The sequence below is a fragment of the Tessaracoccus yangjingae genome (assembly GCF_055326235.1).
Genome location: NZ_JBUZNN010000009.1, coordinates 127218 through 144999, shown reverse-complemented (window position 1 = coordinate 144999; position 17782 = coordinate 127218). Strand labels below are relative to the sequence as shown.

Annotated in this window: 19 protein-coding genes; 8 read left to right on the top strand and 11 right to left on the bottom strand. The window is 70.1% G+C overall.

The features are described from left to right. Positions 1 to 136 precede the first annotated feature (136 nt). From ACZK5D_RS13105 to ACZK5D_RS13055, 11 genes are all read right to left on the bottom strand, one after another. Positions 137 to 1033, bottom strand: a complete 897-nt coding sequence (locus ACZK5D_RS13105) for an oxygenase MpaB family protein (protein WP_463665598.1) — start codon at positions 1031 to 1033, stop codon at positions 137 to 139. A gap of 86 nt (positions 1034 to 1119) precedes the next feature. Beyond that, positions 1120 to 1446: a plasmid stabilization protein gene (locus ACZK5D_RS13100; RefSeq protein WP_463665597.1), complete on the bottom strand. Its 327-nt coding sequence runs from the start codon at positions 1444 to 1446 to the stop codon at positions 1120 to 1122. Between the two features lie 84 nt (positions 1447 to 1530). Next, positions 1531 to 1722, bottom strand: coding sequence for a DUF1062 domain-containing protein (locus tag ACZK5D_RS13095; RefSeq protein ID WP_463665596.1), 192 nt, complete (start codon positions 1720 to 1722; stop codon positions 1531 to 1533). Between the two features lie 92 nt (positions 1723 to 1814). Continuing rightward, the gene (gene rplI / locus ACZK5D_RS13090; protein WP_463665595.1) at positions 1815 to 2261 is read right to left on the bottom strand and encodes a 50S ribosomal protein L9; all 447 of its coding nucleotides are present in this window, start codon (positions 2259 to 2261) and stop codon (positions 1815 to 1817) included. 17 nt (positions 2262 to 2278) lie between these two features. Continuing rightward, the gene (gene rpsR / locus ACZK5D_RS13085) at positions 2279 to 2518 is read right to left on the bottom strand and encodes a 30S ribosomal protein S18 (protein WP_182781363.1); all 240 of its coding nucleotides are present in this window, start codon (positions 2516 to 2518) and stop codon (positions 2279 to 2281) included. Positions 2519 to 2617: 99 nt separating this feature from the next. Next, complete coding sequence (locus ACZK5D_RS13080; protein WP_458995817.1) at positions 2618 to 3151, bottom strand: single-stranded DNA-binding protein; 534 nt, start codon at positions 3149 to 3151, stop codon at positions 2618 to 2620. A 152-nt stretch (positions 3152 to 3303) separates the two neighbouring features. Next, complete coding sequence (gene rpsF, locus ACZK5D_RS13075; RefSeq protein ID WP_458995816.1) at positions 3304 to 3591, bottom strand: 30S ribosomal protein S6; 288 nt, start codon at positions 3589 to 3591, stop codon at positions 3304 to 3306. Between the two features lie 290 nt (positions 3592 to 3881). Continuing rightward, positions 3882 to 4628: an SGNH/GDSL hydrolase family protein gene (locus ACZK5D_RS13070; protein ID WP_463665594.1), complete on the bottom strand. Its 747-nt coding sequence runs from the start codon at positions 4626 to 4628 to the stop codon at positions 3882 to 3884. Between the two features lies 1 nt (position 4629). Beyond that, positions 4630 to 5007 carry a rhodanese-like domain-containing protein gene (locus ACZK5D_RS13065; RefSeq protein WP_463665593.1) on the bottom strand — a complete coding sequence of 126 codons (378 nt, stop codon included), beginning with the start codon at positions 5005 to 5007 and terminating at the stop codon, positions 4630 to 4632. A 36-nt stretch (positions 5008 to 5043) separates the two neighbouring features. After that, on the bottom strand, positions 5044 to 5376 hold the full coding sequence (locus tag ACZK5D_RS13060) for a hypothetical protein (protein WP_463665592.1): 333 nt from the start codon (positions 5374 to 5376) through the stop codon (positions 5044 to 5046). 96 nt (positions 5377 to 5472) lie between these two features. Further along, on the bottom strand, positions 5473 to 7254 hold the full coding sequence (locus ACZK5D_RS13055; protein ID WP_463665591.1) for an AMP-dependent synthetase/ligase: 1782 nt from the start codon (positions 7252 to 7254) through the stop codon (positions 5473 to 5475). 123 nt (positions 7255 to 7377) lie between these two features. On the opposite strand from ACZK5D_RS13055, the gene ACZK5D_RS13050 reads away from it, so the two are divergent. The 8 genes from ACZK5D_RS13050 to ACZK5D_RS13015 all read left to right on the top strand — a co-directional run bounded on the left by ACZK5D_RS13050 (position 7378) and on the right by ACZK5D_RS13015 (position 17774). Continuing rightward, the gene (locus ACZK5D_RS13050; protein WP_463665590.1) at positions 7378 to 8172 is read left to right on the top strand and encodes a deoxyribonuclease IV; all 795 of its coding nucleotides are present in this window, start codon (positions 7378 to 7380) and stop codon (positions 8170 to 8172) included. Positions 8173 to 8249: 77 nt separating this feature from the next. Next, on the top strand, positions 8250 to 11270 hold the full coding sequence (locus tag ACZK5D_RS13045) for a Na+/H+ antiporter subunit A (protein WP_463665589.1): 3021 nt from the start codon (positions 8250 to 8252) through the stop codon (positions 11268 to 11270). Beyond that, positions 11267 to 11695, top strand: a complete 429-nt coding sequence (locus tag ACZK5D_RS13040; protein WP_458995809.1) for a Na(+)/H(+) antiporter subunit C — start codon at positions 11267 to 11269, stop codon at positions 11693 to 11695. The genes ACZK5D_RS13045 and ACZK5D_RS13040 overlap by 4 nt, the downstream gene beginning before the upstream one ends. Beyond that, complete coding sequence (locus tag ACZK5D_RS13035) at positions 11692 to 13245, top strand: Na+/H+ antiporter subunit D (protein ID WP_458995808.1); 1554 nt, start codon at positions 11692 to 11694, stop codon at positions 13243 to 13245. Before ACZK5D_RS13040 ends, ACZK5D_RS13035 begins: the two co-directional genes overlap by 4 nt. Further along, positions 13242 to 13832 carry a Na+/H+ antiporter subunit E gene (locus ACZK5D_RS13030; protein WP_463665588.1) on the top strand — a complete coding sequence of 197 codons (591 nt, stop codon included), beginning with the start codon at positions 13242 to 13244 and terminating at the stop codon, positions 13830 to 13832. The genes ACZK5D_RS13035 and ACZK5D_RS13030 overlap by 4 nt, the downstream gene beginning before the upstream one ends. A 1-nt stretch (position 13833) precedes the next feature. Next, complete coding sequence (locus ACZK5D_RS13025; RefSeq protein WP_463665587.1) at positions 13834 to 14154, top strand: monovalent cation/H+ antiporter complex subunit F; 321 nt, start codon at positions 13834 to 13836, stop codon at positions 14152 to 14154. Beyond that, positions 14151 to 14537 carry a monovalent cation/H(+) antiporter subunit G gene (gene mnhG / locus ACZK5D_RS13020; protein WP_463665586.1) on the top strand — a complete coding sequence of 129 codons (387 nt, stop codon included), beginning with the start codon at positions 14151 to 14153 and terminating at the stop codon, positions 14535 to 14537. Before ACZK5D_RS13025 ends, mnhG begins: the two co-directional genes overlap by 4 nt. Before the next feature lie 117 nt (positions 14538 to 14654). Then, positions 14655 to 17774: a S8 family peptidase gene (locus tag ACZK5D_RS13015; protein WP_463665585.1), complete on the top strand. Its 3120-nt coding sequence runs from the start codon at positions 14655 to 14657 to the stop codon at positions 17772 to 17774. The last annotated feature ends 8 nt before the right edge of the window (positions 17775 to 17782 follow it).

The window sequence follows — 17782 nt, the reverse complement described above, 5'->3', positions numbered from 1 at the left end:
AGAAACGCGAGCTGACAAGTAACGTCTCTGAGGCTTCGAGGCTCGTCGCTACGCTCCTCACGCCTCAGCCAGCGGGGACCGCCTCGTCGCTAGGCCTCTCACACCTCAACCAGCCGGATCGGCCTCGTCGCCCCCTTCAGCCGGGGGTGGGGAGCCTCGACTCTGCCCAGCGGCCGGAGCGACTCTCCGGGGTGAGCGACCACCGCACCACCGCCGTCGCGAGCCGACCGCACGGAAGGCCCACAAGGCGGTCGAACCAGGGGCTGGCGGGCAGTCCCAACTCCCTGCGCGCCCACACCGGCAGCGTGGAGATGGCACCTGCGGCCAGCATCCAGTAGCCGGGCCGGGCCGGCCAGGGGACGGGTGGCTGGCGGAGCAGGAAGTCGACGGTGTCGCGGGCGGCGGCGGAGACGCGCAGCTCAGGGCGGAACCGCTCCAGCGCAGCCAGCAGCTCCGCCTCCGTCCGGGGGAGGTCGACGGCGCCGAGCAGCTCCCCCACCGGCGCGGCCTGGGCGACGTACGCGTCGGCCTCCTGCCGGCTGAGCGTCCTGTCGCCGAAGTGCTGGAAGCTGGCCAGGAAGCTCTGCGTCTCGGTGATGTGGACCCACTCCAGGAGATGCGGGTCAGAGGCGCGGTACGGGGTGCCGTCGTCGGTCTTGCCGCGCACCCGCTCGTGCACGGACCGGACCCGTTCGATGAGCGCCAAGGCAGAAGGGATGGGCCCATATGTGGTGGTGGCAATGAACTCTGAGGTGCGCTGCAGCCTGCCCCACGGGTCGGATCGGTAGCCGGAGTGCCCCGCGACGCCGGCCATGGCCGCGGGGTGGAGGGTCTGGAGGAGCAGGGACCGGATCCCTCCGGCGTACATGGCTGCGTCGCCGTTGACGTGCCAGATCACATCGTCCGGGGTGTGCCAACGGTCGCCGTCGACCTGCCAGATGTGGAACGCCTTCTCATCGGCGTCCTCGCCGGCCACGCGGCTACGCAGCGTGCGGCCGAGCAGGAGACGGAGGCGCTCGAACGGGCTCTGCATGTGATCGAGGATACGTCGCACGGCGCAGAGGCCCTTGGCTGCGCCGCCCCTCCTGAACGCCGTTCGCAGCGGAACGTCGTCGATGCTCAGCCGTCGACGGCGCGTTGAAGCTCGGCCTTCGTCATCGTCGAGCGGCCCTTGACCCCCTGTGCCTTGGCCTCGTTGTAGAGCTGCGCCTTCGTGCGGCCCCCCGGACCCTTGTGGGAGCGGAGCCCTCCTCTGCGCCCCGACGAGATGTCCTCCCTCGAGAGCCTGCTCGACTCCTGAGCCTCACCCGCGCGCGCCCGCTCCTTGTTGACCGTCCGCGCCGCGATCTCCTCAGCGGTCTCCTCGCCCTCCCCGCGCTGGAGCAGGCCCTCCTTGATATGCGTGTACTGGCGCTCACGCTTGTCGCTCCATGCCTGCTGTGGCATCACCGGCCCCCTCTCCTGAGCCTTCCACGCTACGCGGTGGGCGTGCCAGGAACCAGCTCCGCGGCAACCCGGTGGTCATCACAGTCAGCGCTGCGGCATGTCCTGCTCAAGGCGGTCAGGCTCGGCTCCAGCCGGGGCGGTGCGTTCGTTGAGCTCGATCCACGAGCTGTCGCAGCCTGGGCAGCGGTAGACCGGCGCGCCCTCCACCCGCTCGTCGGTCTCGACGGTGCCGCACGCGTCCTGGCACGGCCAGGTGGTGAGGAAACGGGCGCTCATGCGTCCAGCCTAGGCGATGGGCGCCGACGCCTCCGGGGACGGCAAAGGGCCCCGGCGTAAAGCCGGGGCCCTCAGGTGCTCGATGCCTCAGATCACTGGGCGACGACCGCGAACGGGACGTGCGCGGTGACGGCCGAGTGCAGCTTGACTGCAGCGGTGTGCGAACCGACGGACTTGACCGGCTTCGCGAACGAGACCGTCCGCTTGTCGATCGTGGGGCCGCCGGCCTTCTTGACGGCCACGGCCACGTCGCTCGCGGTGACGGCGCCGAACAGGTGACCCTGCTCGGACACGCGCGCCGCGACGGACACGGTCAGGGCCTCGAGCTGCGTGCGCAGCTCCTGGGCGTGCTCGACGCCACGCACCTCGCGGGCGTCGCGCGCCCGCTTGATGCCGTCGATCTGCTTCTCGGTGCCACGGGTCCAGCGGATCGCCTTGCCCTGGGGCAGCAGGAAGTTCCGGCCGTAGCCGTCCTTCACCTCGACGACGTCGCCGGCGATGCCGAGCTTGTCAACAGTGCTGGTCAGAATGAGCTTCATTGTGATGTCCCTTCCGATCAGCGAGCGGTCGACGCGTAGGGCAGCAGGGCCACCTCACGCGCGTTCTTGACGGCGATGGCAACCTTGCGCTGATCCTGGACCGACAGCCCAGTGACGCGACGCGCACGGATCTTCCCACGCTCAGAGATGAACTTCTTGAGCAGGTTGACGTCCTTGTAGTCGACGTTGGCGACCCGGGTCTTCTTTACCGGAAGGATCTTCTTCTTGTTCACAGGCTTGCGCTGTGGACCGGCCATTGTGGTGCTCTCCTTGATTCTCGGGCACGACGCCCGTGAAAGCCCGTCTTGCGACGGAATGTGCCAGCTAGCCCTGGAGGGCTAGATAAGCGTGATGGATCAGAACGGGGGCTCTTCCGGCTGCGACTGCTGCCACGGATCGTTCCCGCCGCGGTTGCCGCCGGACCCGCCGGAGCTGGACCACGGATCGGACTGCTGTCCGCCGCCGCCACCGCCGCCGGTGTTCCCGCCCTGATTGCCCTGCCAGTTGCCGCCACCGCCGCCGCCACCCTGAGTGCGGGTGACCTTGGCCGTCGCGTAGCGGAGGGCCGGACCGACCTCGTCGACATCAATCTCGAACACGGTGCGCTTCTCGCCCTCGCGGGTCTCGTAGCTGCGCGCCTTCAACCGGCCCGAGACGATGACGCGGGTGCCCTTGGAAAGGGACTCGGCCACGTTCTCGGCGTATTGGCGCCACACCGAACAGTTGAGGAACATGGCGTCGCCGTCCTTCCACTCGTTCGTCTGACGATCGAACGTGCGGGGGGTCGACGCGACGGTGAAGTTCGCGACAGCGGCCCCGTTGGGCGTGAAGCGGAGCTCCGGATCGGCGGTGAGATTGCCGATGACCGTGATGGTGGTTTCGCCTGCCATGTGTGTTGTGCCTTCCGAATCGGACTTGGGTAGCCTCTGCGACCACCTTACGGCGCCGCTCCGACGAGTGGGAGCGATGGCCGCTCGGTGCTGGCCTCACTGTGGGCCGGAAGCCTCACGATTTGCCAGTCAGCGCCGAGGCTGTGGATAACTCAGTCCTCGCGACGCAGCACCTTGGTGCGCACGATCCGCTCGTCGATGGTCATCAGACGATCCATCTCGGACACGATCGCGGGCTCCGCGGAGATCTGCAGCACGGCGTAGATCGCTTCGGACTTCTTGTTGATGTCGTACGCGAGACGACGACGACCCCAGATGTCGGTGTTGTCGACGCTTCCACCACCCTTGGTGATGACTTCGAGATGCTTCTCTACGAGAGCGGGAACCTGGCGCTCATCGACATCGGAATCGATCAGAACCATGACTTCGTACTTACGCATGCTCAGCCCCACCTCCTTCGGACTAACGGCCACGGGTCTGTCCCGCAGCAGGAGGGCATGACTGACATAGGTGTCAGCCGACGGCCAAGGTTACCCGTCGCCGCGCCGGCGGGGAAATCCCCGGTGCCGCGGGGTGCGACGGTCGGCCACTGTGGCCCGCCCGGAGTGGGCGTTGAGCCGATGGATGGGTTCGCGGCGCCGTCCCCGCGTGGGCTGAGCGTGGGTCCCGCCGCGAACCCATCCATCGGCTCAAACCCACCAAGCCTCCACCACCCCTCGGGCGTCCGGTGTCAGTCTGCGCGGAGCAGGTCGAGGCGGCCGCTGGCGACGATGGCGGCCCAGAACGTCTCGGCCCACCCCTCGTAGCCGCGGTCGTTGGGGTGGAAGAAGTCCCCCGCCGTGTGCCGGTGGTAGCCCAGCACCCCCGTCTCCCGCGACGTGCGGTGCAGCGGGACGAGGTGGTGGCCGTGGCGCTCCACCAGCGCGGCGGCCAGCACCGACATGCGCTGAGACTGCCTCCCGAGCCCAGGCACCATGAACCACGGCACATCCGCGACGAAGCTGCCCACGGGCAGCGCCTCCAGGATGTGGCCGAGGCTCCGCTCGAACGTGGCCGCGTTGTGGCCGGGATAGATGACGTCGTTGCCACCGATGTCCAGGGTGACGAGGTCGGGCGCGAAGTCCAGGGCGGCGAACAGCGGGAGCTGGTCGCGCACCACGTCGTCGCTGGTGGCCCCGGAGACCGACAGGTTGGTCACCAGCACCTCACGCCCGGTGGCCTCCCGCAGCCTGTCCGCGACCCTCGGCACGTACCCGCGGCTGACGGCCGTAGCCCCGACGCCCTGGGCCGCGGAGTCCCCCAGCGCCACGTAGTGCAGCGCGCCCTCGCGCACCGAGGGCCGCTGCCCCCAGTGGGCGCCGTAGTCGTCGACGTGCCGGTTGATCGTCTGCCGGCCCTCGAGCCAGCGGGTGAGCAGGGCGGAGGCGGCGGCGCCGGCCAGCACGCCGCCGGCGAACGGGAGGCCCCACATGGCCATGTCAGCGCCTCCGTCGGTAGGGGCCCGGGAGCACCGGATTGCCGTCCTTGGCCCAGGCGCGCAGGCCCCCTGCCAACGACTCCGCCAGCAGGCCCTTGGACCGCAGCTCGGCCGCGGCGATGGAGGACCGCAGCCCGTTGTCGCACATGACGATCACCGCGCCGTCGCGCTCCGCCAGCGGATCGTCGCCGTGGATGGCGTCCAGCGGGTTCTCGTGCAGGTCCTTCGGGTCGACGGGGCGAGCCCCCGGCGCGTGCCCGGCCTCGTACTCAACAGGCGTGCGCACGTCGATGAGCACGGCGCCCTTGCTCAGCGCCATGAGCGTCTCCTCGACGCTCAGGCCCGGTGATCTCTTCCCGAGGAAGTCAAGCAGTCCCATGCGTCAATCGTCCTCCCTCGCAGGCCGGCGGCCAAGTCACAGGATCCCCAACATGCCGAGGCCGACGGCGCCCGCCACCGCGCTCAGCCCCAGGCCGAGCAGCACGTACCCGGCCCACTTCTTCCTGGCCCACCTCACCGTGAGGACCGGCACCACCAGCGCGGCCACGCCGACGACGGCGGAGAGCACCCTGACCGCGACACCGGGCCCACTCACCTCGACGTCGATCCCCACCGAGTCCTCGGCGGGGAGGAGGGCCGTGCCGATCAGCGTCACCACGCCGGGCAGCGCCAGCGCCAGCGACGCGGCGCCGAGCGCCAATGCCCCGGGCCACGTGCCCCACCACGTCCGGCGTCGCCTTCTCTCCACGCCGTCGATCATAGGGACCGGCCCCATGACCATGCCCTGGCCGCGGTGCACACGGATCGGGCGCCCGGGCCCCCGTCGGACCGTCGAGGGGGCCGGTCAGCCCTTCCGGCGCTCCATGCGCGCGTACATCTCGTCGACGATGGCCTTGAACCGGGCCTCGACCTCGCGGCGGCGCACCTTCAGCGTGGGCGTGAGCAGGCCGTTGTCCATGGTGAACTCCTCGTTGAGGACCTGGGTCTCCTTGGGCCTCTCCTGGACCGGCAGCTTCGCCGTCATCTCCTCGACGCGCTTCTTCAGCTCCTCCAGGAGCTCGTTGCTGGCCATCCAGTCGTGCACCTCGCCGGGCCAGGCGCGCGCCTTGGCAAGGGCCTCCACGTGCGGCAGCGACGGCTTCACCAGCAGGGTGACGAAGGGCCGGTTGTCGCCCAGCAGCACCGCGTGCTCGAACAGCGGATCGGCCAGGATGAGACCCTCGATGGGCTGCGGCGCCACGTTCTTGCCGCCGAGGGTGACGATGATGTCCTTCAAACGGTCCGTGATGGTGAGGAAGCCCTCCGTGTCCACGTACCCCACGTCTCCCGTGTGCAGCCAGCCGTCGACGAGGACCTCCGCCGTGGCCTCCGGGGCGTTCCAGTAGCCGAGCATCACGTTGGGGCCCTTGTAGAGGATCTCCCCGAGGTCCCCGATGCGCAGCTCGCCCCCCGGTAGCACCTTGCCGACGGTGCCCTGCTTGAAGTCGTCCGGCGCGTTGAACGAGATCAGCGGCGAGGTCTCCGTCAGCCCGTATCCCGACATGATGGGCAACCCGACGGCGGAGAAGAACTCCTCGATCTCCGGCCTCAGCGGGGCCCCGCCGCAGGCCAGGACCTTCTTCGGCCCGCCGAGCGCGGCTCGGACGTTGCCGAGCACCAGCTTGTCCGCGACCTTCAACTGGGCGCGCAGCACCGCCGACGGCGTGCGGCCCGAGCGGTAGGCGTACTGGTTGTGCCGGCCCACCTTGAGCGCCCATGTGAAGATCTGCCGCTTGGCCGCCGAGCCCTCCACCTTCGCGTGCGCCGTGGCGTAGACCGTCTCGAACAGCTTGGGCACGCTCACCATGAGGGTGGGCTCCGCGAGCACCATCTGCTCGGCCACGGTGCGCGCGTTCTCCACGTAGGTGTTCATGGAGCCGTGCATGAGCACCACGTAGGTCCACGCCCGCTCGAGCGCGTGGGACAGCGGCAGGAAGCTCAGCGAGTGGTCCTCGGGCGTGATGTCGAAGAACTTGTCCAGGGCGTCGCTCTGGGTGACGAAGGCGCTGTGCTGGAGCATCACGCCCTTGGGGTTGCCGGTGGTGCCCGAGGTGTAGATGATCGACGCGAGGTCCTCGCCGGACGCGTCGGCGAACCTGGCCTCGACGGCGTCGGTGGGCTCGGCCAGGAAGTCCGCGTAGCTGGTCACGCGCTCGGGCATGCCGGGGTACGGCTTGAGGATCACGATGTGGGTCAGGCCGGGCAGCTCCCCGGCCACCTCCAGCACCCGCTCGCACTCGCTCTGCCCGCCGACGAACATGACGGTCAGCCCGGAGTCCGAGGCGATGTGGCTGATCTGCTCCGGCGTCGACGTGGCGTACAGCGGCACGGGCACAGCGCGGACCGTGGCCGCCCCGAAGTCGATCTCCGACCACTCGGGCCGGTTGCCGAGGAAGATGCCGACGCGGCCGCCGGTCTCGACGCCGAGGTCGAGCAGGCCCTGGGCCGCCCGGTTGACCTTGGACAGGAACTGGGAGTAGCTCTGGGTGACCCAGGCGTCGCCCTCCCGGATGCGGGTGGCGGTGCGGGATCCGTGCTGCGCGACGACCGCGCGGAGGCGGGTGACGACGTGCTTGATCTGCGGCATGGTGAGCTCCAGTGGTCGGCCTTGTGGCGCCAGCCTACCGGTCTGCGTCGCGGCGCCAGCGGGATCGCGGCACCCCCGATCGAGGCTGACCCCCCGTCGGAAGGCGCGGCTAGGGTGGCCTGCATGACGCTGCGATTGGGTGCCCATGTCGACTCCACCGACCCCCTGGCGGAGGCGTCCGCGCTGGGCATCGACGCGGTCCAGATCTTCCTCGGGGACCCGCAGAGCTGGAAGAAGCCGGCCGCACTCGTCGACGGCGGGGCCCCGGCCCTGCGGGCGGCGGCGGAGGCGGCCGGAGTGGGCATCGTGGTGCACGCGCCCTACGCGCTGAACGTGGCCTCGACGAACAACCGGATCCGCATCCCCTCGCGCAAGCTGCTGCAGCAGACCCTGGCCGAGGCGGCCGCCGTCGACGCCGTCGGGGTGGTGGTCCACGGCGGCCACGTGACAGCCTCCGAGGACCCGTCGGTGGGCTTCGCCAACTGGCGCAAGTGCATCGACGGCCTGGACCTGGAGGTGCCGATCCTCATCGAGAACACCGCCGGCGGCGGCAACGCGATGGCCCGCCACCTGGAGTCCATCGGCCGGCTGTGGGACGCCATCTCGGGCTCGCCGAACGCGGACCGGGTGGGCTTCTGCCTCGACACGTGCCACGCCCACGCCTCCGGCCTGGAGCTCGACGGGCTGCTCGGGCGCGTGAAGGCCATCACCGGCCGCGTGGACGTGGTGCACTGCAACGACTCCCGCGACGAGGCGGGCAGCGGCGCGGACCGCCACGCCAACCTCGGGCAGGGCCTAGCCGACGGCGACGCCCTCGCCGCCCTCGTGCGGGAGGCGGACACCCTCACCATCCTCGAGACCCCCGGCGGCGTCCCCGAGCGCGCCCAGGACCTGGCCTGGCTCCACCAGCGCCTCTGACCTCAGCACAGCCCCCAGCCCTTGAACGGTCGATAGACTGACCCCGCCACCACGAACCGACCGACGGGAGTTCTGGCGTGCTCGTCGCCCTCATCACCGCCCACGCGATCCTCGGCGCGCTCACCCCGCTGCTGGTCCGCTGGTTCGGGGCGCGCGCCTTCTTCTTCCTGGCGCTGGGCCCGCTGGCCGCCGGCGTGTGGCTCGCCGGGCTGGGGCCGGCGGTCATCGACGGCGCCGGCTACGTCGAGTCCTATCAGTGGATTCCCCTGCTCGGGGTGGACCTCTCCCTCAGGATCGGCCTGCTGCAGTGGGTGCTGGCGCTGATCGTCACCTGGATCGGCGCCCTGGTGCTGCTCTACAGCCGCTGGTACTTCGACGGGTCGACGACACCGCGCTCTGCGTCGATCCTCACGCTGTTCGCCGGCACGATGCTGGGCCTGGTCACGGCGGACAACCTCGTGGTGCTCTACATCTTCTGGGAGTTGACCACGATCTTCTCCTACCTCCTCATCGCCCACGACCCCACCCGCCGCGCCAACCGGGGCGCCGCCCAGACGGCGCTGATCGTCACCACCACGGGCGGCCTCGCGATGCTCGTCGGCATCGTCGCGCTGTGGCAGACGTCGGGCACGCTGTCGCTCCAGGAGCTCCTGGCGGAGCCCCCCACCGGCAACCTGGCCACAGTCGGCGCCCTGCTGATGCTGGTCGGCGCGCTCAGCAAGTCCGCCCTCGTCCCGTTCCACTTCTGGCTGCCGGGCGCGATGGCGGCCCCCACCCCCATCTCGGCGTACCTGCACGCGGCGGCCATGGTGAAGGCGGGCGTGTATCTGGTGGCCGCGATGGCCCCCGCGTTCGCGGACGTGCCGTGGTGGCGGCCCGCGATCATGCTGCTCGGCACCATCACGATGATCCTCGGCGGCTGGCGGGCGCTGCGGCAGACGGACCTCAAGCTGCTCCTCGCCTACGGCACCGTGAGCCAGCTGGGGTTCATGGTCCTCCTCGTGGGCCTCGGCACCGAGGCGGCCGCCCTCGCCGGGCTGGGCATGGTCATCGCGCACGCCCTGTTCAAGTCCACGCTGTTCATGTGCGTGGGGGTCATCGACCACTCCGCGGGCACCCGCGACCTGCGCGAGCTCAGCGGTGTCGGCAGGCGCGTCCCCGTGCTCGCCGTCGTGGGTGGGTTGGCGGTCCTCTCGATGGCCGGCATGCCGCCACTGATGGGGTTCCTGTCCAAGGAGGCCGCGTTCGAGTCCGTGGAGTATCTGGTCGCGGGCGACGTCGAGTCCATCACCCCGCTGGCGGCCGCAGCCCTGGCGGCGGCGCTGGTGTTCGGATCGGCCCTGACCGTGGCGTACTCCCTGCGCTGGTGGTGGGGCGCCTTCGGCACCAAGGACCGCGCGCCGGCGCTGTCCTGGCACCGGCCGGCGGTCGGCATCGTGGCGGTGCCGGCGCTGCTCAGCATCGTGTCCCTGGCGGCGGGCTTCCTCGGCCCACCGATGACCGCCGTCCTGGACCTCTACGCCCGTACCGTCACCGCGGGTAAGGCCAGCCATGGCCTCGCGCTGTGGCACGGCTTCACCTGGCCGCTGCTGATGTCGTCGATCGCGGTGGGCGCCGGCGTGGTGCTGTTCGTGTTCCGCAACCGCATCGCCAGGATCCAGGCCACCTTCCCGCAGACCACGACGGCGGAGGAGTTCTTCCACCGGTCCATGCACAACCTGGACCGGATCGCCGTCGAGGTCACGGCCCGCACGCAGCGGGGCTCGTTGTCGATCTACCTCGGCACCATCCTGGTGACACTCGTGTCCCTGGCCACGTTCGCGATGCTCCGGATCCGCCAGTGGCCCGAGTTCCGGGTCTTCGACCACTGGCCCCAACTGCTGGTGGCCGCCGTGATGATCACCGCCGCGGTCCTGGCCGCCGGATCCCGCGGCAGGATCCGCGCCATCCTGCTGGTGGGCGTCACCGGCTACGGACTGTCGCTGATGTTCGCCATGGCGGGGGCGCCGGACCTGGCACTCACACAGGTCCTCGTCGAGACCGTCACCCTGGTGGTGTTCGTCCTGGTGGTGCGCAAGCTGCCGCGCTACTTCACCAACCGGCCGCTGAGTTCGACGAGGTGGTGGCGCGTGCTCGTCGCCGCCGCCGTCGGCACCACGGTGACGCTGGTGGCGGTCGTCAGCGCGGGCGCCCGAGTGGCGGACCCGATCTCCGACGCCTGGTACGAGGCCGCCTACGAGATCGGCTTCGGCAAGAACATCGTCAACGTGGCGCTGGTGGATACCCGCGCCTGGGACACCCTGGGCGAGATCGCCGTGCTGGTCATCGCCGCCACCGGCGTGGCGTCGCTGATCTTCCTCCGCTCCCGGGTGGGTTCGTTGACCCGCACCGACGAGGTGTTCGAGGACCGCGAGGACGCCCCCATGTCGGACAGCGCGCCCGGCGTGTGGCTGCGGGCAGGGCAGACCCTGTCCCCGCTGGTGCGCTCCCTCGTCTTCGAGGTGATCACGCGGCTGCTGTTCGGCGTGATGATCATCATCTCCATCTACCTCCTGCTGGCCGGCCACAACTCCCCCGGCGGCGGCTTCGCCGGAGGCATGGTGGCCGGCATGGCGCTGATCATCCGCTACCTGGCCGCCGGCCGGCACGAGCTGGACGAGGCCGCGCCGTTCGACGCGGGCCGGCTGCTGGGCGGCGGCCTGTTCCTGCTGCTGGGCGCCGCCGTCGTCCCGGTGTTCTTCGGCGGGAGCGTGCTGCAGAGCTACGACTACTACTGGAACGTGCCCGGCCCGGACGTCCTGGCCACACCCTGGGGGGAGCTGCCGTTCCTCGGGGAGGTCCACCTGGTGTCGTCGACGATCTTCGACCTCGGCGTCTACCTCGTGGTGGTGGGCATGCTGCTCGACGTGGTCCGCAGCCTGGGCTCCGGCATCGACCAGCACGCCAGCGACCAGCTGGCCCCCATGCCCCTGCCCGATTCCACCATCGCCCTCCCGGCGCGGCACGGCGGCACCGCCAAGGATCGCGGCCGGCCGGACGCGAGCGACGACGCGCCGCGGCACACCAGGCACACGCGCCCCGGGGAGGCCCTCCGATGACCGCCAACCTCGCCCTCGCCGTCACCGCCGGCATCCTGGTGGCCGCCGGGGTGTACCTGCTGCTCGAGCGGTCCCTGACCCGGATCCTGCTCGGCGTCCTCCTCGCCAGCAACGGCGTGAACCTGCTGTTCATCGTCGCCGCAGGGGAGCCGGGCGCGGCGCCCATCGTGGGGCTCGCGGATCCGGACAAGACCTCCGATCCCCTGCCGCAGGCGATGGTGCTGACGGCCATCGTGATCACCATGGCGGTGGCGGCGTTCGTGCTCACCGTCGCCTACCGCAGCTTCCAGCTGCACGGGCACGACGAGGTGGCAGACGACGTCGAGGACGCGCGCATCCGCCACCTGGCGGAGGCCGACGTGGCCTCCGAGTCCTACGAGGACACCACCTTCTCCGACACCGGTGAGGACGTGGTGAGCGAATGATGGCCAACCTGCTCCCGGTGCCGGTGCTGCTGGCGATCTTCGGCGCCGCCGTCGCGCTGGCACTGCCGCGGCGCCCCACCACGCAGCGCATCGTCTCCGTGCTCAGCCTCTCCGGCATCGTCGCGGTGGCGGCCGTGCTGATGTGGCACACGCACGAGGTGGGACCGGTGTCGCTGTGGCTCGCGAACTGGCCCGAGCCGCTGGGCATCGCCCTGGTGGCGGACCGCCTGAGCTCGCTGATGCTGTTCGTGGCCTCGGTGGTCGCGCTGTGCGTCCTCCTGTTCGCCACCGGCCAGGACAGCGACGAGGTGCGCCGCGAGACCCCGGTGTCGATCTTCCACCCCACGTTCCTGCTCCTGATGGCGGGCGTCTCGAACGCGTTCCTGGCCGGGGACCTGTTCAACCTGTTCGTGGGCTTCGAGATCCTGCTGTTCGCCTCCTACGTGCTGCTCACCCTGGGCGGGACGGGGGACCGGATCCGCGCGGGCACCACCTACGTCATCGTCTCCCTGCTCAGCTCCTCGCTGTTCCTCATCTCCATCTCCGCCGTGTATGCCGCGACGGGCACGGTCAACCTGGCTCACCTGGCGGTGCGCCTGCGCGACCTCAGCGAGCCCGTCCAGCTCCTGCTCGAGGTGCTCCTGATCGTGACGTTCGCGGTCAAGGCCGCGATGTTCCCCCTCGGCTCCTGGCTCCCGGACTCCTACCCCACCGCCCCCGCGCCGGTCACCGCGGTGTTCGCCGGCCTGCTCACCAAGGTGGGTGTCTACGCCATCATCCGCACGGAGACGCTGCTGTTCCCGTCGTCGCCGGTCAACGACGTGCTGATGGTCGCGGCGTTGCTCACGATGGTGATCGGCATCCTAGGTGCCATCGCGCAGGTGGAGATCAAGCGGATGCTCTCCTTCACCCTGGTGAGCCACATCGGATTCATGGTCTTCGGCATCTCGCTCGGCAGCGACGCGGGCATGGCGGCCACCATCTTCTACACCGCGCACCACATCACAATCCAGGCAACCCTGTTCCTGGTGACCGGGCTCATCGAGCGTCGCGGGGGCACCTCGTCGCTGGAGGGCCTCGGCGGGCTCCTCAAGGTGGCGCCGCTGCTGGCCGTCCTGTTCTTCCTGCCCGCCATGAACCTGGCCGGCATCCCGCCGTTCTCCGGGTTCATCGGCAAGCTCGGCCTGATCCAGGCGGGCGCCGCCCACGGCAGCATGCTCGCCTGGGCCGTCGTCGCGGGCGGCGTGCTCACCAGCCTCCTCACCCTGATCGCCATGGCCAAGGTGTGGAACCGGGCGTTCTGGGGCGTCACGCCCGCCGAGCAGCGCCGCGCCGAGGCCGAGCGCCTCAACGAGGACATCGACGAGCTGATCGACGACGACACGCGCCCCATGCCTCCCCTCCAGGTGGGGGCCACGATGGCGCTGGTCGCGTTCGGCCTGGCGCTGACGGTGTTCGCGGGGCCGCTGTACGAGTACACGCACGCGGCCGCCGCCACGCTGCGCGACGGGTCCTACATCGTCGCCGTACTCCCGGAGGGCCTGCGATGATGAAATCGGCCACCCCCTGGCGCCAACGCGCGAAGTTCCGGCCCCTGTCCGTGTTCGGCATGGCCGGCGTGTGGGTGCTGGTCTGGGGCAGCGCGTCCCCGCTGATCCTCCTCTCCGGCGTCGCGCTCGGCTGGATCGTCGGCGTGATGTTCCCGCTCCCCCCGATCTTCTGGCAGGGCCGGTTCCGCCCCGTCGGGTTCGTGCTGCTCACCTGGCACCTGCTGCACGACCTGGTGGTCTCGTCGGTGCGCCTGCTCCGGCTGGCCTTCCAGCGGGAGGTCAACCTCCACGCCGGCATCGTGCGGGTGGACCTCCACACAGACGACGACCTCTACCAGGTGCAGGTGGCCGAGATCCTGTCGCTCGTCCCCGGCACCGTGGTGATCGAGGTGGTCCGCGAGCCCCGTCGCCTCTACATGCACGCCCTCGAGCTTGTCGACGACGCCGCGCTGGACCGCGTGCAGCGCATGGCCATGGCAGTGGAGTCCAGGGTGGTGCGGGCGTTCGGCTCCGACGAGGAGATCGCAGCCTTCGACGCGGCCTGCATGGCCCACCCCGTCAACGCGTCCCCACGGATGGAGGAGTGAGATGGTCGACGTCCTCACCGAGGTGATCCTGAGTGTCGCGGCCGTGGTGCTGGCCGTGTCAGCGATCATCGGCGCGAACCGGATCGCGGAGGGGCCAACGCAGCTGGACCGCTCCGTGGCCGCGGACCTGATCGTCGCCGTCGTGGTGGCGTCGCTGGGGCTGTGGACGGTGTGGTCGGACAGCTCCACCGAGGTCCTCATCCTGGTGCTGCTGTCCATGCTGGGCTTCACCAGCGCGGTGTCGGTGGCCCGGATGGTCGCGGACCGGATGGCCACCCGGCGGCAGTACACCGCCCACCGAGACCGGAAGCAGCCCCGATGACGGACCAGATCTTCGACCTCGTCGCCTCCGTGTTCGTGCTCGCGGGCGCGCTGCTGTGCCTCGGCGCCGCCGTCTCCCTGGTGCGATTCCCCGACGTGCTGGGCAAGATGCACGCCATCACCAAGCCTCAGGTGCTGGGGCTGATCTCGGTCACCCTCGGCATCGCCCTCAGCCTGCGCACCTGGTGGGCCGCCGGCCTGTGCCTGCTCGTGATCGTGCTCCAGCTGCTGACGGCGCCGGTCTCGGCCAACCTCGTGGCCCGCGGCGCCTACCGCGCCGGGCTCATCAAGGACGAGCTGCTGCTCATGGACCACCTGACCGAGGACCTGGAGGAGGCGGGGTACACCCGCCCCGCGGAGGGCACCCCCGAAAGCAACCGCTGAGGTTCGCCGCAGGCGCGCTCCGACACCTCAACCTGACGTTGAGAGGTATCACTTTCGTTCATTGACGCCTTCTGAGGGCGCTCATAGTGTGTCGGCCAGCACTATCCCCCCTAGTGAATGGCGAAACGTATGAAGAAGGCCGGCGCCGTAGCCCTGACCGCACTCCTCGCACTCGCGCTCCCGGGCGTCGCCCAGGCCAGCCCGGAGGACCCTCTTGACCGGTTCGAGCGGGCCGACGCCGGCAAGATCTCGTCGGACTTCGTGCCCGCCTCCGCCGACGGCGCCGCGCGCGTGACCGTGATGGTCGAGCTGGCCACCGAGCCCGTCGCGGTCGTCGACGCGGCCTCCCCTGCACGGCTGACCAAGGCGGAGCGCAACGCCCTCAAGGCGCAGCGCAAGGCGGAACAGGACAAGCTCAAGCCTGCCATCGCGAAGCTCGGCGGCCAGGTGCGGTCGCAGGTGCAGACGGCCTACAACGGCATCAAGGTGAGCGTGGCCCGCAAGGACGCGGCCGCGCTGGCGCAACTCCCCGGCGTCGCAGCAGTGCACCGGGTGCAGCTCGCAGAGCCCACCAACGCCACCTCCGTCCCCTACCTCGGCGTGGACCAGGTGTGGGAGGACAATGGCTACACGGGTGAGGGCGTCAAGGTGGCCATCATCGACACCGGCATCGACTACACCCACGCCACGTTCGGCGGCCCCGGCACCAAAGAGGCCTTCGCGGCGGCCAAGGCGAGCAACACCCCTGACCCCGCATGGTTCGGATTCGAGGCGCCGCGCGTCAAGGGCGGCTGGGACTTCGTGGGTGACGGCTACGACGCCAGCGATCCGGCGAACTCAACGCCCGTCCCGGACGCCAACCCGCTGGACTGCAACGGTCACGGCACGCACGTGGCCGGCACAACCGGCGGCAGCGGTGTGAACAGCGACGGCACCACCTACGCGGGGGGCTATGACGCGACGACGTCCGAGAACACCTTTCTGGTGGGCCCCGGCGTCGCCCCCGAGGTTGATCTGTACGCGCTGAAGGTGTTCGGCTGCGAGGGCTCCACCGACGTCACCGTCGAGGCCATCGACTGGGCCGTCGACAACGGCATGGACGTGATCAACATGTCGCTGGGCTCCGACTACGGCACCAAGGACGACCCCGCCTCGGTGGCCGCGAGCAACGCCGCCGCCGACGGAGTGGTCGTGGTGGCCTCCGCCGGCAACGCCGGACCCAACCCGTATCTCACCGGCTCCCCCGGCTCGGGGGACGGGGTGATCAGTGTCGCGGCCAACGACGCCACCGAGTCCTTCCCTGGCGCCACGCTCACCGTCGACGGCCAGGAGATCGAGGCGATCAACGCCAACGGCGCTGTGCTCCCCGCGGGACCCTACGAGGTCGTGGTCCTGACCGACGACCTTTCCACTGCCGACGAGAACGAGTCGCTCGGCTGCTCGGCCGCCGCCTTCGAGAAGGCGCGCGAGGCCGCCGGCGTCTCGGCCGGAGTCACGACGATCGCCGTCACAACCCGCGGGGTCTGCGCCCGCGTCGCCCGGGCGGCGTACGGCCAGATGGCGGGCTTCGACGCGGTGGTGATGATCAACACGCTTGATCCGGCAAAACCTGTCGATGCCCTTCCCCCGTTCGAAGGCCCGATCACCGAGATCCCTGAGACGGATCCGCTCGTGCAGATCGACGTCACCATCCCGTTCCTCGGCGTGCGCCCGAGCAGCGGGCCTCGGCTGATCGCCGCGTCCGGCTCCAGCCTCACGATCGAGGCGAAGGACCTGGTGAACCAGGGCTTCGAGGGCTACGGCTCCTTCACGTCCTCGGGACCGCGCAGCGGCGACTCGGCGCTGAAGCCATCGGTCACGGCCCCCGGCGTGTCGATCGCCTCCGCGGCCGTCGGCTCCGGGACTGGCGCCATGTTCCTGTCCGGCACCTCGATGGCGGCCCCGCACGTGGCGGGTGTCGCGGCCCTGGGCGTCCAGGCGCACCCCGACTGGACCGGAGAGGACGTCTCTTCGGCCCTGGTCTCCACGGCTGACCCCCAGGAGGTGGCGGGCTACCGGCTGACCCGCGGCGGCGGCCTCGTCGACACGGCCGCCCTGGTGGGGACCGACGTGTTCGCCTACGGCGACACCGTCACCGACGGCACCTCCCCCTTCCGGGAGTCGACGCTGAGCTTCGGCTTCGCCGAGATCGGCGAGGTCTTCGAGGCCACCCGCACGGTGACGGTCGTCAACGCCGGTGACGCTGCGGCCACCTACGCCGTGGACTACGAGCCGACCGACGAGTCGCTGCCCGCACTCGTCACACTCAGCTCCGACACGCTGCCGGTCCCCGCGGGCGGTAGCGCCACCATCGACGTGACCCTCCGTCTCGAGGCCGCAGCCGTGCCGGCGACGTTCTCAAAGGCCGGCCAGCACCAGTTCCATGAGGTGTCCGGCAATGTCGTGTTGACCAGCGGCGACAGCCGGTTGACCGTCGGCGCGCTGCTCGTTCCGCGCCCGTCGACGAATGTCGCGGCGACGCTGGCCGGCAGCCTCTCGGCACCCCGGACGTCGGCACAGGTCGCGTTGACGAACTCCGGGGCCGCGATCGCGGCAGACGCGGACTTCTACACCTGGGGGCTGGAGGACGCCGAGGACCAGACGGTAGCCGGGGGCTTCGACCTTCGGGCCGCAGGCGTGCAGTCCTTCGCCGTCGACGGCGAGACTCTGCTCGTGTTTGCGGTGTCGACCCATGACCGGTTCAGCAACGGCGCGAGCGTCGAGTTCGACGTGCTGCTCGACACCAACCGGAACGGAAAGGACGACCTGGCGGTGTTCAGCTACGACTCCGGAGCGATCCGGACGGGCGACCACAACGGCCTCAACGAGGTGTTCATCTACAACCTCGCCACGAAGGCGCTCAGCTCCGCGGGCTTCCTGGCCGCATCGCCCACCGATTCGAGCACGGTTCTGCTTCCTGTCCTGGCCAGCGACCTCGGCCTCAAGGGTGCCTTCCGGTACACGGTGGCCTCCTTCTACGGCGATGCGTACGACCAGTTCTCCGGCAGGGCCACGTACGATCCCGCGCGCAAGGCCCTGAGTGACGGCATGTACGCCGTCGTCCCGGCCGACGGTGCGGCGACGGTGGGAGTCACCCTGAGCCGGGGCCCGTTCTCGTCGGACAAGCCTCTCGGCCTGATGGCGGTCTCCTACGACAACCCGGCAGGCGAGGAGGCCTCCCTCATCCGGATCAGGTGACCGACGAG